The organism is Flavobacterium sharifuzzamanii, from assembly GCF_003254585.1.
Classification (GTDB): Bacteria; Bacteroidota; Bacteroidia; order Flavobacteriales; family Flavobacteriaceae; genus Flavobacterium; species Flavobacterium sharifuzzamanii.
Window position 1 is genome coordinate 404,002 of the sequence record NZ_QJGZ01000037.1, and the last position, 20,982, is coordinate 424,983.

A 20,982-nucleotide genomic window follows, 5' to 3' on the forward strand; every position below is an offset into this window, starting at 1 on the left:
GAAAAAATACAACTAATCAAAATACCAAAAACAAAAACATGAGTACAGATTTTAAACCCGTTTCTTCATCAAAAGTTAGTATATCAGAATTAATGCTGCCATCGCACACTAACTTTAGCGGAAAAATTCACGGAGGATATATTTTACTATTATTAGATCAAATTGCTTTTGCAGCGGCATCAAAATTTAGCGGAAATTATTGTGTAACAGCTTCTGTAGACACGGTAAACTTTCTTAAGCCAATTGAAGTTGGAGAATTGGTAACCATGAAAGCTTCTGTAAATTATGTTGGAAGAAGCTCTATGATTGTCGGTATTCGCGTAGAAGCAGAAAATATTCAGACAGGAGTTGTCAAACATTGCAATTCGTCTTATTTTACAATGGTTGCCAAAGACAAAGAAGGGAAAAGTGTGCAAGTTCCAGGATTAATTTTATCGAACTTAGAAGAAGTGCGCCGTTTTAGAAAAGCAATAAAACATATCGAAGTTAGAAAAGAAGTAGAAGAACACGAAAAATTGGCCAATATAAACTCTATTGAAGATTTAGCAAGCCTAGAAAAGTATAATGTCCTTTTAGAAATTAGCTAAATTTTCTTATATTTATTTAATGCACATTAAATATTAGAAATTATGGTCAAGTTTGGATATACTATTTTATACGTTGAAAATGTCGAAGAATCTATTGCGTTTTATGAAAACGCTTTCGGTTTTTCGAGAAAGTTTGTTACGCCAGAAGGGGATTATGGCGAATTGATTACAGGAGAAACAACACTTTCGTTTGCTTCGAAGAAATTAGCATCAAAAAGTTTACCCGATGGTTTTATAGAAAGCAGTCTGGAAGATAAGCCTTTTGCTATAGAAATTGGTTTTATTACAGATAATGTTCCCGAAGTTTTACAGAAAGCAACTTCTTTTGGTGCTGTTATCGTTTCAGAACCTGTAGAAAAACCATGGGGACAAATTGTGGCGTATGCAAGAGATTTAAATGGATTTTTGATTGAGATTTGTACCGAGGTTAAAATGTAATTTTGAGAACATTTTACATCTCAGAATTCACATTTAACAGAAAAAAAAATTCACAAATTTTTAGCATTACTCTCAGAACTTTTAAAGGAGAAATTTCGTAACTTTAAGTGTAATTATTGGGTTACGGAATTTTTTCACTGAGTATTGCCGTTCGATTTTTCAGATGAATCAGAATCTGATTTTTTATATTCTCCTAATCAGAATAAATTGAATGACATAATTGTTTAAATGTAGACGATTATGAAAACAACTACCTTACTATTTTTATTTTTTACCGCCATTTCTGTCATTGCCCAAGACAAGTTTTTTACTAATACAGGAACAATAAATTTTGAAGCCTCTGTTCCTTTGTTTGAAGAAGTGAAAGCAGTAAATAGACAAGTTGCCATACTTTTGGAACCTAGAACAAGCACTTTTATCTGTACAGTTATTGTTAAAGATTTTCGCTTTAAATTAGATCTCATGCAAGAGCATTTTAATGAAAATTATATGCAAAGCAATCGCTATCCTAAAGCTGTATTTAAAGGAAAAATTGAAAAATTCGATTTAAAAGATATTAATGAGGTTGAAAAGCAATATCAGATAAAAGGGAAGCTTAATTTACGCGGAAAATCAAAAGAGATTATTGTAAACGCTTTGATTAAAAGAGTGCCAGAAGGGATTCAGGTTATTTCAGATTTTCCAATTTTGGTGTCTGATTTTAATATTCATATTCCAAGCTCTATAGCGTCAAAAATTGCTACAACAGCCAATACAGAACTGACGGGTATTATTCGCAGTGATGAGACAATGTTAACTTTGAAATAAGAGTTACTTTATACAATTGATAAGCGTCTTTTCTAAATCGGTAAATTGAAACTCGAAACCTGTTTTCTGAATTTTCTCTGATGAAACACGCTGTCCGGTTAAAACCGCTACGCTCATTTGCCCAAGCATAATCTTTAGTACAAAAGGCGGAACTTTGGGCAACCATATAGTATAATCGTAAAGCTTAGCCAAAGTTTTAGAAAATCTGGCGTTTGTTGTATTATCTGTTACACAAGCATTGTAGGCACCTTCTAATTTTGTGTCTTCAATGCTTTTTAAATAAATTTGGCACAGATCTTCAATATGAATCCAAGGCAGATATTGTTTGCCAGAACCCAAAATAGCGCCAAAACCAGATTTAAATGTAGGAGTCATTTTTTTTAAAAAGCCTTCATTTTTACCTAAAACGATACCAGTTCTAATTTTAACTGTCCGAATATTTAAAGAACTGATTTTATCTGCGGCACTTTCCCATTTTTGGCAAGTTGTGCCTAAAAAATCATCAGCTGGAGGCGTATTTTCAGTACATATTTTATGACTTGTAACTGCCCCATAAATTCCGATGCCAGAAGCAGAAATAAAAGCTTCCAATTTTTTATTATTCATTTCTAAAACAGAATAAATCATTTCGACCGGTCTAACGCGACTCTCGATAATGGCTCTTTTACGTCTTTTGGTCCATCTTTTTTCGACAATTCCTTCGCCAGCTAGATGAATGATGTAATCGGCATTTAGAATTGCATTTTTGTCAATATAGTTTTTCTTGATATCCCATTTGTAATAGGTAACTCTTGGAGTATCTTCTCTATCGGAACGGCTCAAAACAGACACAGAAAAACCTGCTTCGATTAGGACATCTGTCAAATGTTTTCCAATGAAACCACTTCCACCTGTCAATAGAACATTTTGAGTCATAATAGTTTATAATATATTTAACAGTCTTACTTGTTTAAGGATTAGTAAAGGTACTTAAACAATGTTTACCTTTATGGCAAATTCTAAATTTTAATAAAATGGCGACTAAAAAAAAGGTAATTACCAAAGATGATATCGTTTCAAAATATATGGAAGAGGTTTTAGAAAAAGGTCAAAAACCAAAATCGGTTTATCATTTTGCCAAAGAAAATGATTTTACTGAAGCTGAGTTTTATGCTTTTTTTGGAACATTAGAAGGTTTAGAAAAAGAAATATTCCGACTGTTTTTTGAAAACACAGTCAATCTTCTTCATAAGAATGAGGAATACCAGGGATATGATATGAAAAATAAAATGCTGAGTTTTTATTTTACTTTCTTCGAAATCCTGACTGCCAATAGAAGCTATGTTTTACAATCGCTTAAAATTGATAAAAATCCAATTAAAAATTTAGTTCAGTTAACTACACTTCGAAACAGTTTTAAAGAATATGTTGCTGAAATCCTGACAGACGATTACAGATTGGAACAGGAAAGATTTCAAAAATTTCAAGAAAAAGCCATTCAGGAATCTTCTTGGCTGCAATTAATGCTGACTATTAAATTTTGGATGGAAGATGAATCTCCTGCTTTCGAAAAGACAGATATTTTTATTGAAAAATCAGTAAATGCTTCATTCGAATTGATGAATGTTGCGCCAATGAATCATCTGATCGATTTTGGGAAATTTTTGTTCAAAGAAAAAGTATACAGCAGATAATGAAAACAATAGACTATATTCCAACTTCAAAAATAGAACGAGCAGGAAAATTGGTTCAGACGGGTGCTAAAATTGGCGTGAACTATGTAAAACATTATGCCGAAAAAATAGTAAATCCCGATTTGACCCGAGATAAACTAAACGAGAATAATGCCGAAGATATTTATGACGGACTAAAAAGCTTAAAAGGAAGTGCGCTTAAAGTAGCGCAGATGTTAAGTATGGATAAGAACTTTCTTCCGCAGGCTTATGTGGAAAAGTTTTCTTTATCTCAGTTTTCTGTCCCGCCGCTTTCTGCTCCTTTAGTTTTAAAAACGTTCAAAAGCAATTTTGGAAAAACGCCATATGAGATTTTTGACGAGTTCAATCCAAATTCGGTAAATGCGGCGAGTATTGGCCAAGTGCATTTGGCAAAAAAAGGCGACAAAAAACTGGCGGTAAAAATTCAATATCCAGGAGTTGCCAATAGTATTTCGTCAGATTTAGCTTTGGTTAAGCCTATTGCGATAAGAATGTTTAATCTACAAGGAAAAGATTCTGATAAATACTTCAAAGAAGTCGAAGATAAACTGATTGAAGAAACGAACTATTTGCTTGAATTAAAGCAAAGTCAAGAAGTTGTCGAGGCTTGCAGTAAGATTGAAAACATCACTTTTCCGAATTATTATCCAGAGTTTTCGTCAGAGAAAATCATTACAATGGATTGGATGACGGGAATTCATCTTTCTGAATTTACAGCCGTAAATAAAGATCAAGAAGCCGGAAATAAATTAGGTCAAGCGCTTTGGGATTTTTATATGTATCAAATTCATGTTTTGAGGAAAGTACACGCAGATCCACATCCAGGAAATTTCTTGGTTGATGATAAAAATCAATTAATCGCTTTAGATTTTGGCTGTATGAAACAAATTCCAGATGATTTTTATACGCCGTATTTTGAGTTGATCAATAAAAATGTGATTACTGACGAAAAGCTTTTCAATCAGAAATTATTCGAATTGGAAATTCTTCGTCCAGACGATACACCTGCAGAAATCGAATATTTCACCGAAATGTTTCATGATTTATTGTCTCTGTTTACGAAACCGTTTCAAAACGAAACTTTCGATTTTGCCGATGAAAAATTCTTCAACGCAATTGCTGAATTAGGAAAACGTTTCTCAGAAGACACAAATCTTAAAAAAATGAACGGAAATCGCGGTTCTAAGCACTTTATTTATATGAATCGTACTTTCTTCGGTTTGTATAATTTAATGTTTGATTTGAAAGCTAAAATTGTAGTTGATAATTATTTGAAATACTAATTAATAGTTTTCTTTTGTTTCAGGTTTCAAGTTTCAAGTTGGCTGAACTTTAGATATAGAACTTTGTCAAAGTTTAAAACTTTGACAAAGTTTTTTTTGTTTAGTTTGTCATCCTGACGAACGAAGGATCACACGAGAAACTCCGCAATCATAATCGATAATCTTTGTCGAGTTACGTGTGTGATCCTTCCTTCGTCAGGATGACAAGATTGTGTGTAATTGGAATTTGGAATTTAAAAATTTGGAATTTATTTAATTATTCCCTTTTTGTAAGTTGCAATCGCACGATCTCTCGCAAAAGCATGATCAACCATAGGCTCATTATAACCAAAATCAAATTCAGGAATCCATTTGCGAATATATTCTCCTTTTTCGTCAAATTTCTTTTGTTGGATTTCTGGATTAAAAACTCTGAAATAAGGTGCGGCATCACAACCTGTTCCTGCTGCCCATTGCCAGTTTCCTACATTTGAAGCTAATTCGAAATCTAGAAGTTTTTCTGCGAAATAAGCTTCGCCCCATTGCCAGTTAATGAGTAAATGTTTGCATAGAAAACTTGCGACTACCATACGCACGCGATTGTGCATATATCCAGTTTCGTTTAACTGACGCATTCCGGCATCGACCATCGGATATCCGGTTGTTCCAGAACACCATCGTTTGAAATCTTCTTCGTTATTTCGCCATTGAATTCCGTCATAATTAGATTTGAAATTATGATTGACGCAATTCGGAAAACTAAATAGAATTTGAATAAAGAATTCTCTCCAGATCAATTCGCTTAAAAAAGTCTGGTTTTTTCGGTTTGCCCAATTTACCAATTTACGAATACTCACAGTTCCGAAACGCAAATGTGGCGAAAGATAAGACGTGCTGTCTAAAGCTGGAAAATCTCGTGTTTCTTTATAATTAGCAATTTGAGATAAATTATGCGGAAGAACTTTTATAGAGCTTCTTTCAAAACCAATTTCGGTTAAGTCAGGAAACTTGAAATTATTTTTTGAAAAATTAGAGTGATATGAAGTAGAATCATATTCTGGAGCAGAACCCAAAAAATGATATTTCTCCAGCCATTTATTTTTATAAGGTGTGTAAACCGTATATGGAAGTCCGTCTGCTTTTGTAATTTCTTTTTCTTCGAAAATTACGTGATCTTTAAAAGAAAAAGATTCAATGTTGTTTTCTTTTAATAAATATGAAATTGCAGTATCACGTTTGGTAGCAAATGGTTCATAATCTTTATTAAAGAAAACGCTTTGAATATCAAATTCTTCAATTAGCGATTTCCAAACGTCTGTAGTTTTTCCTTTTTTGATTAAAATGGAAGAATCTAGTTTGTTTAATTCTGAATTTATTTTTTCTAATGAATCATAAATGAAAGTTACTCTAGCATCGTTTTTTGGAAGATGCTCTAAAATTTCATCGTCAAAAATAAAAAGAGGTACAACAGGAAAGTCAGATTGCAAAGCATGAAATAACCCCGTATTGTCTTCTAAACGTAAATCGCGTCTGAACCAGAATAAAGTAACTTTTTGTTTTGTCATTTTTTCATGTGATTTTTTAAACACATAGAAACATAGATTTATTTTACTTTTTAAGAAGTTTGGAAAGAAACTAGTTTCTAACACATAGCTATGTGTGTTTATGCAAGTGAAACGCCTTTTTTCTCAATCTAAATTCTATGATTCTATGTGTTTGAATTTTTAAGCGTTTTTAGAATTAAATAACTCTTCGATTTTGTTATATCTGTAATCGAAAATGTTTTTCAGTTTGTTTTTTACGACTAAACGGTTTATGATTCTTCCTAGAATTCCGAATGGGAGAGCGTAATGAACAATGTCGGTCATTTTTGTTCCTCCATCTGATGTTGGTTCAAAGAAATGTTTGTGATGCCAAAGTTTATAAGGGCCAGATTGTTGAATGTCTACAAAGTACTCGTTTTCTTGGCAAGCCGTAATTTCGGTTACCCAAGACATTTTGATACCTAAAAGCGGTTTTAAGGTGTAAGTGATAATTTGTCCGTGATACATACGTTTGCCGTCATAATCCTGAATTTGAAAATTCATATTATCTAGCGTAATAGTTTGCAGGTTTTTCGGACTTGAGAAAAAATCCCAGCAATCTTCAACACTAGCATTTATATGCTGTACGGTCACTATTTTGTATAATTTCATAATCAAATTGTTCTTGAAAGACGCCCTAAATAATGCTACATTTTATAATATTTAAAAGGTACAAACAACATTCCGAAGCATTCTCCTTTTTCTTTCTGTAAATGTTTATGATGGATTTTATGCGCTTTTCTAAGTCCGATGAGGTATTTGTTTTTAGTGTTTTTAAACCATTTAAATCGTTGATGAATTAAAACATCGTGAATTAAAAAATAACAAGCTCCATAAAGTGTAATTCCGCAAGCAATGAAAAACAAGTAATTGAATCCGCCTTCGACACCAAAGTAGAATAAAATAATACTCGGAGTGGCGAAAATGACAAAGAAAATATCATTGCGCTCAAAGGTATTTTCGTATTTCGGCTGATGATGATCGGCGTGAAAATACCACATAAAACCATGCATGACGTATTTGTGCGTAAGCCACGTAACACATTCCATGAAAAGAAAAACGCCTAAAAAGATTAAAAAAGAAATCATTTTGTAATGTTGATGTTTTAAAATTATCGTTTTATTGTTTTTGAGTTTAGCTTTAGATTATAAAAGATTGACTCAAATAGACTTTATTTTTTTAACACATAGAAACATAGATTTTTGTTATTTGTAAAAGATTGCAGAAAGAAACTAGTTTCTCACACATAGCTATGCTTCTTTATACAAGTGAAACGCCTTTTATAGACTTAGTATTCTATGATTCTATGTGTTTAAAAATTAAACCAATTTCAATTTATAAGTCACAAAAGACTGCGCCAAAAGTCCCGCTTTGGTATAATTAGAGACACGAATTCTCGAATTTCCAATTTCGTAATACGGAGTGTTTTTTAGCTTTTTTAATAGTTTTTTATAATAAACATAAGCAGTATAAACTCCGAATTTAGCTTCTATAGGCAACTTTACAATTCCTTGATAGGCAATTCTAAAATCTTCTTCTATTTCTTTGATAATCTGGTTTTTTGAATCTTCGTTAAAGTTATTCAAGTTTATGCCCGGGAAATAAGAACGGTTTAAGATCGTATTATCGTCTTTTAAATCTCTAAGGAAATTTACTTTCTGAAAAGCCGATCCTAAACGCATGGCTTCATATTTCAGTTGTTCGTATTTGTGTTCTTTACCAGTCACAAAAACTTTTAGACACATTAAGCCCACAACATCCGCAGAACCATAAATATAATCGATGTATTCGGTTTGTGTTTGGTAATTTGATTTTATGAGATCCATTTTCATGCTTTTTAGAAAAGCCTGAACCAAATCGTCGGTAATATTATATTCTTTTACCGTTTGCTGAAAAGAATTCAAAATCGGGTTTAAACTGATGCCCAATTCCATTGCTTTGTAATATTCTTTTTCAAAATCTTCAATTAGGTATTCTTTTTCGTAGCCGTGAAATGAATCTACAATTTCATCGGCAAAACGTACAAATCCGTAAATGCTGTAAATAGCATCGCGAATGCTTGGCGAAAGCATTTTTACAGCAAGAGAAAATGAAGTGCTGTAATTTTTGGTAACCAATTTGCTGCATTTGAAAGAAACGGCGTCGAATAGTGATTTCATTTTTTAAGATCTAAAAGATTTTTGAATTAATTCAGCTGCTAGTTTTCCTGAAATTAAAGCAGGCGGAACACCTGGACCAGGAACGGTTAACTGTCCTGTAAAATATAGATTCCTGACTTTTTTGCTTTTCAATTTTGGTCTCAAAAAAGCCGTTTGCAATAAAGTATTGGCCATTCCGTAAGCATTTCCTTTGTACGCATTGTAATCGGAAACAAAGTCGTTTTTACAGAATGATCTTTTAAAGATAATGTTATTTTTAATTTTTTGCTGGGTAAGTTCTTCAAAACGAGAAATGATTTTTTCAAAATATTCTTCCCTTAGTTCTTCAGTATCTTCAATTCCAGGCGCAAGCGGAATCAGGAAAAACCCAGATTCCATTCCGTCTGGCGCCGCAGTTTTATCTGTTTTTGATGGAAAGTTAGCGTAGAATAACGGAGCTTCTGGCCACTTTGGCTGATCATAAATTGCCGCTGCGTGCTGATTGAAATCGACATCAAAAAACAAAGCATGATGTGAAATGTTTTCTATTTTTTTATCAAAACCAATAAAAAATAGGAGAGAAGAAGGTGCAAAAATTCTATTCTCCCAATATTTTTCAGAATACATTCTGTGTTCGCTGTCAAGTAAAGTCTCAGAATGCTGATAATCTGCTCCACTTAGAACTATATCTGCTTTTATATTTTCTCCATTAATTACAATTCCAGTTGCAGTTTTATTCTCAACAAGAATTTTTTCTATTGGTGAATTGGTTTTAATTATTACGCCAAGTTCTAAAGCCAGTTTTTCGATTCCTCGAATAACATCAAACATTCCTGTTTTAGGATGCCAAGTTCCGAGACCGAAATCGGCATAATTCATAAAATTGTAAAATGAAGGAGTTTTGACTGGTTTTGCTCCGAGAAATAAAACAGGGAATTCCAGAATCTGAATTAATCTTTCATTTTTGAAATTTTTTCGAATATCACTGCTGACATTCTTAAAAAACTGATCCAATTTTAAAGCAGTTTCTTTTGTGATTAATTCGAGTGGAGAAATTCCTGGACGATACACTAAATTCTTAATAGCAATATCGTAGTTGCTTTTAGCTTGGTCAATAAAATTCTGCAGTTTTACACCGCTTCCTTTTTCTATGGTTTCAAAAGTGTATTTTATTTCTTCTAAATTATCATAGATGCTGATAAAATCATTGATTCCGAAATAAACCCTGTACGCTGGATTTAATTTTATCAGTTCGTAGTAGTCAGAAGGTTTTTTATTGAAATCCTGAAAGAAACGTTCAAAGACATCAGGCATCCAATACCAGCTTGGTCCCATGTCAAAAGTAAAGCCGTCTGCTTTAAACTGTCTCGCACGTCCGCCAATTGTATTGTTTTTTTCGTAAACAGTTACCTCGTTTCCTTGTTGGGCAAGGTAACATGCGGCTGCTAAAGAAGAGAAGCCTGAACCTATTATTTGAATCGTCTTTCTCATTTGTTTAACAAATATAAGAAAAACTTAAACAAAATTAAATTATAGCATGTTAATAGTTTCTTCCATAGAATCAAAAATACGGATTCTATCTGTTAGAACTTTTTGGTCAATGTGTTCAACCATTTTACCCATAAGCCAGATTTCGTTGTTTTCCTGCAGCAATTTCTGTCCCATAGATTTTACATACTGATTAATTACGCTTCTGTCAGGTTGAACAGTCATGAAAGAAATGAACGTAATGTTCTCAAAATGTTTGGTTAAATCCTGGAGATTTTCAATTGGCATGCTTTCTCCTAGATAAATGGTTTTGTAACCTTTATCAAGAATTTCGTATTGCAAGTACAATAATCCGATCTGGTGAATTTCGTTTAACGGAAGTGATAAAACAAAAATACGATCGGTTTTGATTGGTTTTCTAATCTGAAGGCTTTCGGTGTAAATTAAGATTTTCTGCTTAATTAAATGACTCATAAAGTGTTCATTAGCAGGAGTGATGGTTTCAGACTGCCATAATAATCCCAGTTCTTTTAAAAGAGGTAAAAAATGTTCTTTAAAAACTTCTTTAAATGTTTTTTCGGTAATTAGCCAATCAAATGTGTTAAAGAATAACTCTTGATCAAAATTCATCATTGCCATTTTAAAAGATGTAATGGCGTAGTTTTGAGAGTTTTTCTTCGAGATTATTTCGCGTACCAATTGTGGTATCTTTTCTTCAGGGTATGTTGCAATTTTAGAAATCTTATAGCCGTATTCGTGCAATAACGTTATATTTAAAAGTTTCTGCAGATTGTGAAGGTTGTAAAATCTAATATTAGTATCGGTTCGCATAGGTTCAAGGATGTTGTATCTCTTTTCCCAGATGCGTATGGTATGCGCTTTTATTCCAGATAAGTTCTCAAGATCTTTAATGCTGAAAACAGTTTTAATATTGTTTATCATTTTTTGCGATTAAGTCAACAAATGTAAAATAAAATCTTAGATTCGGCCTTAAAACTACATTAAAAAGATAGAGGATTAGAGGTTTAGGTATTCAAAATATATTTTTTACCTATAATCAGGTATATAATTTTTAAGAAATATATTACTTTGATAAAAAAAACGGTCTGCATATCAAAAATATGCAGACCATTTTTAATTTTTAGGCTGTTGTTATTTACAAAAAGTAGCTTTGTTTTTTATAGCGCTCTGACTTCCAAGCTCAATTGCTTTGCTGAAATCTTTGCAAGAGTTTTTCTTATCGCCAATTTTGTTGTAAGCCAAACCTCTTAGGTTGTAGGCAACGTAATCTTTCGGGTTTAAGCCTAAAGAAGCTGTACAATCATCAATTGTCCCTTGATAGTTTTGTAATTTGTAATTCACATTGGCTCTGCCTGTAAAAGCGTCGGCATTCATGCTATCCAACTCGATTGTTTTGCTAAAGTCTGCTTGAGCGCCTTTTAAATCATTTAGTTTGAATTTTGCGACACCGCGATTCTGATAAGCCTCGACAAATTTAGAATTCATGCTAATGGCTTTGGTGTAATCGGCGATTGCGCCTTTTGTGTTGCCGGCTTCAGCTTTTTTCATGGCTTTGTCAAAATAGCCAGTTGCAGATTGTGCCCAGATAGAGCATGTAATCATCATAAATGATGCTAATAGTAGGTTTTTCATAAAACTAATTTGGGATTAGTGATTTTATTATTTGTCAACGAATTTAAGAAAGTTTTTATTTTGTAAGAGGATTTCTTTTTTAAATATTGGTTAGAAAATTTAAGGGTTTATTAAAAAAGGGATAATTGGGAAAAGTAAAATATTAATACATTAGTAATTAAAGAAATATAAAATGAGCGATTGGAACACACTGCATTTTTTTGATGATAAAACCTTTTACGCAAAAGTTGTTCCTGATTTATTAGGGGAAGGGGAGCTGTTAAAAAAGCATTTTGAATCAAAATTAGGAAACAATATTTTGTGGGACAACAGGAATTCTAAAGAAAGAATTGATGCGATTTTAAAATTTTGTCATTTTTTTGACAAAGATTTTAAAGTGCATCAGGATTTGTATGCTCTTATATCTAGGGAGAAAAAACCAGGCGAACAATATTTAGAAGCTTTACATGCAATTCGCAAAGATGAAAAAGAGTTTAAAAAACAAAATAGTCAAGTGATTGATGATTTAACTGAGATTTTACCGTTGCTGATTTTTTCTGAATGTGCTAGTTTTAATCCGCATTTGATTTTAGGGCGAAATATTTTTAGAAGTCGTGTTAATGCTAGACCAAAGTCGGCAGCAGCAGAAATTATTACAAGAATTACAGATCAGGAATATGGAAGCGTTTTTCCGTATAATTCGGGAATAGTAAATTGGGTCACTAATGATGATTTACAGCTTTTGTGGATGGATAAAGAAAGTTTGTTTTCGACGGATGCGGATTCTGAAGGCTATTTTCAGGAGTTTTTGAAATTTATAGAAATTGCAATTGAAAATAATCTTGGCGTTGTTTCAGGGAGTAATATGAAGGAGTCGATATTGAATAGTATTGAGAAGCCTATTCTTGCAATTAATTTAGATTTGGAAGCATTGGCCCTTTCGTGCATTATTAACTATAAGTAGAATTGCTCTAAAAACAAAAAAGGCCAAGTAAAATAATTACTTGACCTTTTGTGACCCGACTGGGGCTCGAACCCAGGACCCCATCATTAAAAGTGATGTGCTCTACCGACTGAGCTATCGAGTCTTCATTTCTTCAATGAGGGTGCAAATATAAGTACTTTATTTAGCTTAACAAGTCTTTTTTTAATGAATTTTTGAATAAAATTTAATTGTTGTTGTAAGTGTTTGTTTTGTAGTGAAATATGTTTTTGTATTTTGTGAAGACTTCAATAATGAAAAAGAAAAGTTTTAAAAAAAATTGGGGTTCTTTAATTTGGAGGATACTTTTTAAACTCACTGATTAAGGAGATGGAAATTATTTTACCTCAAAAATAGTTTTATATTAGCTGTATAAACTGTGTTCTTTTTCTTTTTGAAATAGAGAAGAATTGAAGGTTATGTAAGTAATGTGAATTTTATAATATTAGTCATCGAATGAATAGATTCTTAATGTCTCTAATTTTTGTAGTAAGCTTGGTTAGTTGTCAAAACTCAAAAAAAGAAATATATGTTGCGCTTGAAAAATTTGATAATTCTTTAGATTCATTGATTGTTGGGAAAGTTTATGATGAACCCAAAATGTTGATTTTTCAGGGGGATACTTTGTATGGTAATCCGAAAGGCATTAATGAAACTTGTTATCAAATTGTTGGATCTGATTCTGTAAAAGTAGATGCCAATTGTCATATTTATAAGTTTAAAAATAATCAATTGGTAATAAATTCAAGTGAAAACTTTCTTGGGGAAAAATTTGTGCAAAAGTTTATTTATTTTAAAGATAAGATTGATAATAGGTTGGTTGATGATTTAAGGAAAGTTAAATCGGATACGGTTTACTTCGGTTGTCTTAAGAAATATGATGAAATGGGGAATGTTGTAAAAAAAGTAATTAACAGTACTTGGAAAGAGATTCAAAAAGGCGGAACAGTAGTCATTAATGAAAATCGTATTCTAGAAGTTTCCAATTATAATAGCAGTAATAAAGTAACTATATGGCGAAAAGAATACTTCAATAAACAATATAATGTAGATAGCTTAAGGAATACAGATGTAGAAAGAATTGCTTCAAGTAAGTTTAATGGTTTGGATGAAGGTGATTATTCATATAAGGGGGATAAGCATGGTAATTGGGTAGTTAAAAAAAGTGATAGAAAAGAAAATCCCGATGTGTATTATAGAGAAATAATCTATTAAAGCGTTTATAATTATTTAAATTTTTAATCAGGCTTTAATAGAAATTAATTCAATAAGAATAAAGTAAAATAAAAAAAGCCTATTTCAGAACGAAATAGGCTTTTTTAGTGACCATGGAGGGATTTGAACCCTCACGCCCTTACGAGCACCACCCCCTCAAGATGGCGAGTCTACCGTTTCTCCACATGGCCTAAAAAGAAAAAAGGTCGAGTAAAATAAATTACCCGACCTTTGTGACCCGACTGGGGCTCGAACCCAGGACCCCATCATTAAAAGTGATGTGCTCTACCGACTGAGCTATCGAGTCATTGCTTTCAAGAAATTTAATTTGTTAATCACAAAATTTGTGACCCGACTGGGGCTCGAACCCAGGACCCCATCATTAAAAGTGATGTGCTCTACCGACTGAGCTATCGAGTCATTTAATTTCTTGAATGCGGGTGCAAATATAAGGAGTTTTTTTTGAAGTTTCCAAGCTATTTTATCATAAATTTGTCTTTTTTTTGGAAAAATCTCCAATTGCTTAGTTTATAAGGTTTTATTAATATGAAAAAAATTGTACTGTTAGGTTACATGGGTTGCGGAAAGTCAACAATCGCCCAAAATTTGTCAAAAATTACAAATATTCCGTTCCTAGATTTGGATAAATGTATCGAAGAAAGAGCAAATTTATCCATAAATGAGATTTTTGAGAAGCACGGAGAAGTGTATTTTCGAAAATTAGAACACGAAATGTTTGTCGAATTGCTGCAGTCTTCCGAAAATAACATTATAGGATTAGGTGGAGGAACTCCATGTTATGCCAATAATCATGAATTATTAAAAGGAGATGATGTTGTATCTATATATTTAAAAGCATCAATTGATACCTTATATAATAGATTGGTGCATAATAAAAGCAAACGTCCTTTGATTGCTAATATGAATGAGGAAGAAATGAAAGAGTTTATCGCGAAACATTTATTCGACAGAAGTTATTATTACAATCAAGCAAAACATAAAGTTTCTGTAGATGATAAATCTGTCGAAGAAACGGTTCAGGATATTTTAGAAATCTTAGCTTAGAGAAGCATAATCACCGTTTTCTGAATTGAAAACTACTTGAACATGCTCTAATAAAGAAGTTGAAAGCGAGATTCCTTTAAAATCTGCCTTTACAGGGTATTTTTTATGGTTTCGGTCAACAAGTACTGCTGTTTTGAATTTTTTAAGCGGAACATCTAAGAAATGACGAACAGCATATATTAATGTAGTGCCTGAGTTTAAGACGTCATCAACCAGAACCAATCCTTTATTTTTATATTGTTCAGTACTTAATGAAGTTTGTATCGCTTCTTGCGGATTTTGTTTGTTTATTTTGACTTCGCAGATAGAAACCTTTAAGGTAGAAATGCTGCTGAGCGCCGAAGCGACTTTTTCGGCAAAAACAAATCCGTTAGAAGCAATTCCGGCAATAACAACTTCATCTTCGTCTACAAAAGTCTCGTAAATTTGGTAAGCGATACGTTTTATTTTATGTTCGATTTCCTGATGTGTTAGGATAATATTGTTGCTCATAATGTATTTTTTTGCTAAGATAATTAATTTAAAATCCAATATAGAAAATCCAAAATCCAAATTTTAAGGGAAGTTTGTTCTGTTTTCTGTTTGGAATTTGATTGTTTTTTGAAATTTGGAATTTAATGAAATTTAGATTTATTCAGTTTCAGTTTCTTCTTCTTCGTCATCGTAAATTTCGTCTCCATAATCATCAATGTCTCTTCGGTCTTTTTTAGTCGGACGGCCTGTGCCGCTTCTTCTATAATGTTCTTTTGATAGTTTTAATAACTCTAAATGTGCATAAGCTTCTGGTGGAGTTTCATTTTTTCTGTAAATATCAACCAATTTTGCTCCAACACGACTTTGCGGAATATCTAAAACCGTTATAATTTGTGTAATTTGATCTTTTCTAAAGGTAATTCGGTCTGTAGGAAAAACTTCTTTTGAAGGTTTTGCAATCTGTCCATTTACAGTGATCTGATTCTTTTTGCAAGCTTCAGTAACCATGTTTCTGGTCTTGTAATAACGAACGCACCACAAGTATTTATCTATTCTCATAATTTTTCTAAAATCCAAGTTAAATTCTTTACAAAAATAAATCAATATTGTATCTTGCGCACCTAAAAAAATGATAATAATGAATAAATTTAAATATTATTTTGTTTTGTTACTTGCTGGTCTTGCCATCGTTTCTTGTAATAAAAAGGATGATGATGAGGTGGTAGTTGTTCCTTTGAGGGATTATGCTGTGCAGTATAAAGCAGATAATGATTCGATTGAAAAATATTTAAAGACAAATTATATTACTGTAACAGAGAATTATGATGTTACAATAGCAAAGATTCCAGCAGGAGGAACACAGACTTCTATTTGGGATCAGCAAGAGTATCCTTTGAGAATTAGACCCGTTTCTAGTCGTGGTGTTGATTATAAGGTTTATTATCTAAGTTTTAGAGAAGGTGTTGGTGAGAGACCATGTAATTTTGATGAGATTACTGTTTCATACACAGGAACATTTTTAGATAATAAGCAGTTTGATAGTTCGTATGGAGTTGAGCGTAATTTTAATTTAGATATTTATGTCACAGCACCTATTATAGATGGTTGGCCTGAGATTATGCCACAATTTAGAGTAGGAACTCGTAATGCAACAGGTACCGATGGAAGTTTTACATATGATGGCTATGGAGCTGGAGTAATGTTTTTGCCTTCAGGATTGGCATATTATGGAAACCCTCCAGCAGGTATTCCTCAATATGCTCCTTTAGTATTTAGCTTTAAATTATTAGCTTTAAAGCGATCTGATCTTGAGTACAACGCTTCTACGCAAACAAAAGTAGGTGATGGTGTGCCAAGTTATTTGGAAGATCTTAATGGTGACGGTTATCTTTATGATCCGAGAGATACCGCAAGATACCCTACTTTGTCAGATGATAAAATAGAAGATACTGATAAAGATGGAATTCCTGACTTTTTAGATTTTGACGACGACGGAGATGGCTATACAACTAGATTTGAACTTACCAAGCCTACTGATCAGATAGGTTGGGGAACATTAGATGGAACATCTTTTTATTTTGGAATAAGAAATTATTATCCTTGGGATCCAATGACTGATGATACTAATACGCCAAATGTTGATGAAACAGAGCCGAGAGGAATTCCTAGAAGGCCTACTGGTAAACTTAAAGATGAAAATGCAACTGAATCAATAGATAATCCTAGAAGTTTTGTTCCAGAAGATTATACGGCACCAGGACGATTAAGAATTCATTTGGATAAAACATATCCTTATCAAAAGAAATAATTTTTCAATATTATAAATGAAAGCCTCGAAATTCATATTTCGGGGCTTTTTTTGTGGGGAAATATATGGTTTTGATCTTTCAGTTTTAAGAAAAGGTAGGGGTAATAAAAAACCTCGAAATTCACATTTCGAGGTTTTTTTATAAAGTAAAAAAGTTTGAAAATTACTTTCTTTTGATAACTCTTTCTACAGCTTCAATAATCGCTTGATTGTTTAGTTTGTATTTTTCCATTAATTGCTCTGGAGTTCCAGATTCACCAAAACTATCTTTTACTGCTACAAATTCTTGCGGAGTTGGATTGTTAAGAGCTAATACTCCAGAAACACTTTCTCCAAGACCTCCAAGGTAGTTGTGCTCTTCTGCAGTAACTACGCATCTTGTTTTAGCAACCGATTTAAGGATAGCTTCTTCGTCAAGAGGTTTAATAGTATGGATGTTAATTACTTCAGCAGAAATTCCTTTTTCTTCTAATTTTTCAGCAGCAATAAGAGCTTCCCAAACTAAGTGTCCTGTTGCGATAATAGTTACATCAGTTCCTTCGTTTAATAGAATTGCTTTTCCAATTACGAATGGCTCGTCAGCAGGAGTAAAGTTTGCTACCACTGGACGTCCGAAACGTAGGTAAGCAGGGCCGTGGTGATCTGCTAATGCAATAGTTGCTGCTTTAGTCTGGTTGTAATCGCAAGTATTGATTACAGTCATTCCTGGCAACATTTTCATTAATCCGATATCTTCTAAGATTTGGTGAGTTGCACCGTCTTCTCCTAAAGTTAAACCAGCGTGAGAAGCACAGATTTTTACGTTTTTATCTGAGTAAGCAACAGATTGACGAATTTGATCGTAAACTCTTCCTGTAGAAAAGTTAGCAAAAGTTCCAGTAAAAGGAATTTTTCCTCCAATTGTTAAACCTGCTGCGATTCCGATCATGTTTGCTTCAGCAATTCCGATTTGGAAAAAACGCTCTGGATGATTTTTTTTGAAATCATCAAATTTTAATGATCCAATTAAGTCAGCACATAATGCTACAACATTTTCGTTTTTTTGACCTAGTTCAGTCATTCCCGCTCCAAAACCAGAACGAGTATCTTTACTTCCTGTATTTTCGTATTTTTTCATTTTATTTCTTTTGAGGTACTAAGCTTCTAAGTGACTAAGTTTCTAAGCTGAAAACTGTCTACTGAGACTGAGTACTTTTTAATAGTCTGCTAAAGTTGAAATGTTTTGGGCTAAAGCACTTGCTAATTGATCATTATTTGGTGCTTTACCGTGCCAAGCATGAGTATGCATCATGAAGTCTACACCATTACCCATTTCTGTGTGTAATAAGATGCAAACTGGTTTCCCTTTTCCTGTTCTTGATTTAGCATCAGTCAATCCAGCGATGATAGCATCGATGCTGTTTCCTTCTTTAATTTCTAAAACATCCCAGTCAAAAGCTTCAAATTTAGCGCGAAGACTTCCCATTGGTAAAACTTCATCTGTTGTTCCGTCAATTTGTTTACCGTTAAGGTCAATTGTAGCAATAATGTTGTCTACTTTTTTTGCAGAAGCATACATGATAGCTTCCCAGTTTTGGCCTTCTTGTAATTCTCCGTCTCCGTGTAAGCTATATACGATATGATTGTCTTTGTTTAATTTTTTAGCTTGAGCAGCTCCCAAAGCTACAGATAAACCTTGTCCTAATGAACCAGACGCAATGCGAACTCCAGGTAGACCTTCGTGAGTTGTTGGGTGTCCTTGTAAACGAGAGTCTAATAATCTGAATGTAGCTAATTCTGAAACTGGAAAGTAACCACTACGTGCTAGAACGCTATAAAAGACAGGAGAAATGTGTCCGTTTGAAAGGAAAAATAAATCTTCTCCAATTCCGTCCATATCAAAACCTTCTTTGCGGTCCATTATATTTTGATATAATGTTACCAAAAATTCAGTACAACCTAATGAACCACCTGGGTGTCCAGAGTTTACAGCATGTACCATTCTAAGAATATCTCTTCTTACTTGGATCGTTAAATCGCTTAATTGTTGTGTGTTAGGCTTCATTTTATATGTAAAAGTTAAACTGGAGCAAAAGTAATCGTTATTTTGCGGGGAGACAAATGATTTTTTGCTTTAGTTTTATAGCAATTGTTAAATTTTACTGTTTTTTTTACATTATGAAATGAAATATCATGAGGGTTTTGTGTTTGCTTTTTTATAAATGCATTTTTCTCATTTTTTAATAAGGCAAAAAAAAGCCTTGCATTTTGGCAAGACTTTTATGTGTGGAATTAAGAATAGAAAGTTTTTTATTCGGTATCTCCTTCGCTATAGTAATTATTTTCTTCGTCTTCTGAGCCTATTTCTTCTTGATCATCGTCTAGCTCAGCACCTGGAATGTCTAAATCATTTCCAATTTTTTCGCTGTTTTGTTTCCACTCATTATTATTTTTAATAATGGTTTTGTCCGTAGAAATGTTTTCAGGGTCAATATCGTCTAACTTATCTTCACGATCGTAAATATCTTCATTTGATGGATAATTTAGATTTTCCAGATTTCTTTCTATTTCATTTTCTCTTGCGGTATTTTTATCTTCTGAGTTTATCATAATGCCAATATTAAATATTTATTAAACAGATACTTTATCTACTATAAAGTTATGAAATCTATGCTTTCAATGTTTATGTTTTTAGAATCAGTATGTTATAATATTTGCACAAAAAGATATTATCTTATTCTCTGCTTGGCAAATTCTATACTTGCCCAATTTGTTTCCAGGTAATTAACTGAATATTATTCTCTTTTAGTTTTGCTTTACATTCGTCACTTGTAAAAAAATCGAAGTCTATTTGACGCCATTCCGCACCAAAATTAGGATGATTTATTGTGATGCCTTGCATTTCAAAATCATCAAAGGCAGGATGAAGCAGGAAAACATTTAATCCTGAAATTGCACTATCTAAGGCTCTTTCATAAGATTTTTGAAGTTCTCCTTTTTCAAAGTCATTATAATATCCAATTAAAAGTTTATCAGCCAAAAGTGTATCGTCAAAATTATATTTTTCATCAGATAAAGAAATAGATTTTACAAAGTCTTTATTAATGAAAACAGGTAAGTTGTATGTTTTTCCTAAATCTTTGTAGATTTCTAAAATTTCAGGAGTGACGCCAACACTGCACATGTGCGAATCGAGATGCGTTGGCTCAATGCCAAACTTCAAAGCTTTTTCAATTTGAGCGGTAAGTTCTTTTTTAATTTCAGAGGGTTTTGCATTGTTTTTGAAATCTTGTCTGGTTTTATAAAAATAGCCATTTTGATCTACTAAACTTGAGACTTCAGAAATTGGAAGAATAGGACCGAACTTATAATTTTCCCATTCACAAGTGAGAGTCAAATGAATTCCGCAGTCGTAATTGGGATTGTTTTTTGCGAAAGTTGCCATTTCAAAAAACCAAGGACAAGGCACCATTATACTATAAGAATTAACAGATCCGTTTTGGAGAGACTTTATAGTTGCCTGATTTTCGGAATGGGATAATCCCGCATCATCGGCGTGAATGATTAATAATTTGGTGTTTTCAGGATATCCGAGTTTTTGTGCTAAGTTCATCTGATTTTTTATTGTTGTGAATATGCTGTGTGAGCACTACGACTTCGCTCAGTCAGACAGCACTACATTTCATTTTCAATAGATTTTATTCAAATTTAAAAATTTCTCAAGTTTGGGTTTTATATTGTTTTTGAATTAACTCAATTTTATAATTCACAATTTTTCTAATTAATTAAATTTCCCTGAAATTAGCTTATCTTTGCCGACTGAAAAAAGAA

General features: G+C 32.7%; 23 protein-coding genes and 4 tRNA genes. 9 read left to right on the forward strand and 18 right to left on the reverse strand.

All coding sequences use genetic code 11. The features are described from left to right. Window positions 1-38: 38 nt before the first annotated feature. From DMA14_RS10470 to DMA14_RS10480, 3 genes are all read left to right on the forward strand, one after another. Entirely contained in the window at window positions 39-587 is a 549-nt protein-coding gene (locus DMA14_RS10470; RefSeq protein ID WP_111424607.1) for an acyl-CoA thioesterase, read from the forward strand. A gap of 42 nt (window positions 588-629) precedes the next feature. Further along, window positions 630-1,025 (forward strand): VOC family protein, encoded by a 396-nt coding sequence (locus tag DMA14_RS10475; RefSeq protein WP_111424608.1) that lies wholly within the window; start codon window positions 630-632, stop codon window positions 1,023-1,025. Between the two features lie 240 nt (window positions 1,026-1,265). Further along, window positions 1,266-1,832: a YceI family protein gene (locus tag DMA14_RS10480; RefSeq protein ID WP_111424609.1), complete on the forward strand. Its 567-nt coding sequence runs from the start codon at window positions 1,266-1,268 to the stop codon at window positions 1,830-1,832. A 3-nt stretch (window positions 1,833-1,835) separates the two neighbouring features. Here DMA14_RS10480 and DMA14_RS10485 read toward each other — a convergent pair whose 3' ends face one another. Then, window positions 1,836-2,747, reverse strand: a complete 912-nt coding sequence (locus tag DMA14_RS10485; RefSeq protein WP_111424610.1) for a TIGR01777 family oxidoreductase — start codon at window positions 2,745-2,747, stop codon at window positions 1,836-1,838. Between the two features lie 98 nt (window positions 2,748-2,845). Between DMA14_RS10485 and DMA14_RS10490 the strand changes: the two genes are divergently transcribed. Further along, complete coding sequence (locus tag DMA14_RS10490) at window positions 2,846-3,505, forward strand: TetR family transcriptional regulator C-terminal domain-containing protein (RefSeq protein ID WP_111424611.1); 660 nt, start codon at window positions 2,846-2,848, stop codon at window positions 3,503-3,505. Beyond that, on the forward strand, window positions 3,505-4,809 hold the full coding sequence (locus DMA14_RS10495; RefSeq protein ID WP_111424612.1) for an ABC1 kinase family protein: 1,305 nt from the start codon (window positions 3,505-3,507) through the stop codon (window positions 4,807-4,809). The genes DMA14_RS10490 and DMA14_RS10495 overlap by 1 nt, the downstream gene beginning before the upstream one ends. 248 nt (window positions 4,810-5,057) lie before the next feature. Here DMA14_RS10495 and DMA14_RS10500 read toward each other — a convergent pair whose 3' ends face one another. The 7 genes from DMA14_RS10500 to DMA14_RS10530 form a co-directional block, all read right to left on the reverse strand. Continuing rightward, a complete protein-coding gene (locus DMA14_RS10500) occupies window positions 5,058-6,353 on the reverse strand; it encodes a cryptochrome/photolyase family protein (RefSeq protein WP_111424613.1) in 1,296 nt (431 codons plus the stop codon). 159 nt (window positions 6,354-6,512) lie between these two features. Next, complete coding sequence (locus tag DMA14_RS10505; protein WP_111424614.1) at window positions 6,513-6,983, reverse strand: SRPBCC family protein; 471 nt, start codon at window positions 6,981-6,983, stop codon at window positions 6,513-6,515. Window positions 6,984-7,018: 35 nt separating this feature from the next. Further along, entirely contained in the window at window positions 7,019-7,459 is a 441-nt protein-coding gene (locus DMA14_RS10510) for a sterol desaturase family protein (RefSeq protein ID WP_111363808.1), read from the reverse strand. 231 nt (window positions 7,460-7,690) lie between these two features. Then, the gene (locus DMA14_RS10515) at window positions 7,691-8,530 is read right to left on the reverse strand and encodes a phytoene/squalene synthase family protein (protein WP_111424615.1); all 840 of its coding nucleotides are present in this window, start codon (window positions 8,528-8,530) and stop codon (window positions 7,691-7,693) included. Between the two features lie 3 nt (window positions 8,531-8,533). Continuing rightward, on the reverse strand, window positions 8,534-10,000 hold the full coding sequence (locus DMA14_RS10520) for a phytoene desaturase family protein (RefSeq protein ID WP_111424616.1): 1,467 nt from the start codon (window positions 9,998-10,000) through the stop codon (window positions 8,534-8,536). A gap of 39 nt (window positions 10,001-10,039) precedes the next feature. Beyond that, window positions 10,040-10,939 carry a MerR family transcriptional regulator gene (locus DMA14_RS10525; protein WP_111424617.1) on the reverse strand — a complete coding sequence of 300 codons (900 nt, stop codon included), beginning with the start codon at window positions 10,937-10,939 and terminating at the stop codon, window positions 10,040-10,042. Between the two features lie 210 nt (window positions 10,940-11,149). Then, the gene (locus DMA14_RS10530; RefSeq protein ID WP_238989945.1) at window positions 11,150-11,650 is read right to left on the reverse strand and encodes a tetratricopeptide repeat protein; all 501 of its coding nucleotides are present in this window, start codon (window positions 11,648-11,650) and stop codon (window positions 11,150-11,152) included. A 172-nt stretch (window positions 11,651-11,822) separates the two neighbouring features. On the opposite strand from DMA14_RS10530, the gene DMA14_RS10535 reads away from it, so the two are divergent. Continuing rightward, window positions 11,823-12,593, forward strand: coding sequence for a hypothetical protein (locus DMA14_RS10535; RefSeq protein ID WP_111424618.1), 771 nt, complete (start codon window positions 11,823-11,825; stop codon window positions 12,591-12,593). Between the two features lie 51 nt (window positions 12,594-12,644). On the opposite strand, the gene DMA14_RS10540 is transcribed toward DMA14_RS10535, so the two are convergent. After that, window positions 12,645-12,717: transfer RNA gene (locus tag DMA14_RS10540), tRNA-Lys, on the reverse strand. A 350-nt stretch (window positions 12,718-13,067) separates the two neighbouring features. Here DMA14_RS10540 and DMA14_RS10545 point away from each other — a divergent pair. Next, window positions 13,068-13,826, forward strand: a complete 759-nt coding sequence (locus tag DMA14_RS10545; RefSeq protein ID WP_157957699.1) for a hypothetical protein — start codon at window positions 13,068-13,070, stop codon at window positions 13,824-13,826. A 108-nt stretch (window positions 13,827-13,934) separates the two neighbouring features. Here DMA14_RS10545 and DMA14_RS10550 read toward each other — a convergent pair. The 3 genes from DMA14_RS10550 to DMA14_RS10560 all read right to left on the reverse strand — a co-directional run bounded on the left by DMA14_RS10550 (window position 13,935) and on the right by DMA14_RS10560 (window position 14,246). Continuing rightward, window positions 13,935-14,017: transfer RNA gene (locus DMA14_RS10550), tRNA-Leu, on the reverse strand. Between the two features lie 43 nt (window positions 14,018-14,060). Then, window positions 14,061-14,133, reverse strand: a tRNA-Lys gene (locus DMA14_RS10555). Window positions 14,134-14,173: 40 nt separating this feature from the next. Continuing rightward, window positions 14,174-14,246, reverse strand: a tRNA-Lys gene (locus tag DMA14_RS10560). Between the two features lie 126 nt (window positions 14,247-14,372). Here DMA14_RS10560 and DMA14_RS10565 point away from each other — a divergent pair. Then, a complete protein-coding gene (locus DMA14_RS10565; protein ID WP_111380233.1) occupies window positions 14,373-14,891 on the forward strand; it encodes a shikimate kinase in 519 nt (172 codons plus the stop codon). Here DMA14_RS10565 and DMA14_RS10570 read toward each other — a convergent pair. Both DMA14_RS10570 and DMA14_RS10575 read right to left on the reverse strand, forming a co-directional pair. Next, the gene (locus DMA14_RS10570) at window positions 14,883-15,383 is read right to left on the reverse strand and encodes a phosphoribosyltransferase domain-containing protein (RefSeq protein ID WP_111424672.1); all 501 of its coding nucleotides are present in this window, start codon (window positions 15,381-15,383) and stop codon (window positions 14,883-14,885) included. The genes DMA14_RS10565 and DMA14_RS10570 overlap by 9 nt on opposite strands. A 138-nt stretch (window positions 15,384-15,521) precedes the next feature. Continuing rightward, window positions 15,522-15,923 carry an RNA-binding S4 domain-containing protein gene (locus DMA14_RS10575; protein ID WP_111424620.1) on the reverse strand — a complete coding sequence of 134 codons (402 nt, stop codon included), beginning with the start codon at window positions 15,921-15,923 and terminating at the stop codon, window positions 15,522-15,524. Between the two features lie 79 nt (window positions 15,924-16,002). On the opposite strand from DMA14_RS10575, the gene DMA14_RS10580 reads away from it, so the two are divergent. Further along, complete coding sequence (locus tag DMA14_RS10580) at window positions 16,003-17,172, forward strand: FKBP-type peptidyl-prolyl cis-trans isomerase (RefSeq protein ID WP_111424621.1); 1,170 nt, start codon at window positions 16,003-16,005, stop codon at window positions 17,170-17,172. A 163-nt stretch (window positions 17,173-17,335) separates the two neighbouring features. Here DMA14_RS10580 and DMA14_RS10585 read toward each other — a convergent pair whose 3' ends face one another. The 4 genes from DMA14_RS10585 to DMA14_RS10600 form a co-directional block, all read right to left on the reverse strand. Further along, window positions 17,336-18,289, reverse strand: coding sequence for a transketolase family protein (locus DMA14_RS10585; RefSeq protein ID WP_111424622.1), 954 nt, complete (start codon window positions 18,287-18,289; stop codon window positions 17,336-17,338). 78 nt (window positions 18,290-18,367) lie between these two features. Continuing rightward, complete coding sequence (locus DMA14_RS10590) at window positions 18,368-19,216, reverse strand: transketolase (RefSeq protein WP_111424623.1); 849 nt, start codon at window positions 19,214-19,216, stop codon at window positions 18,368-18,370. 245 nt (window positions 19,217-19,461) lie between these two features. After that, window positions 19,462-19,761 carry a hypothetical protein gene (locus tag DMA14_RS10595; protein ID WP_111424624.1) on the reverse strand — a complete coding sequence of 100 codons (300 nt, stop codon included), beginning with the start codon at window positions 19,759-19,761 and terminating at the stop codon, window positions 19,462-19,464. A gap of 145 nt (window positions 19,762-19,906) precedes the next feature. Further along, on the reverse strand, window positions 19,907-20,764 hold the full coding sequence (locus DMA14_RS10600; RefSeq protein ID WP_111424625.1) for a polysaccharide deacetylase family protein: 858 nt from the start codon (window positions 20,762-20,764) through the stop codon (window positions 19,907-19,909). Between the last annotated feature and the right edge of the window lie 218 nt (window positions 20,765-20,982).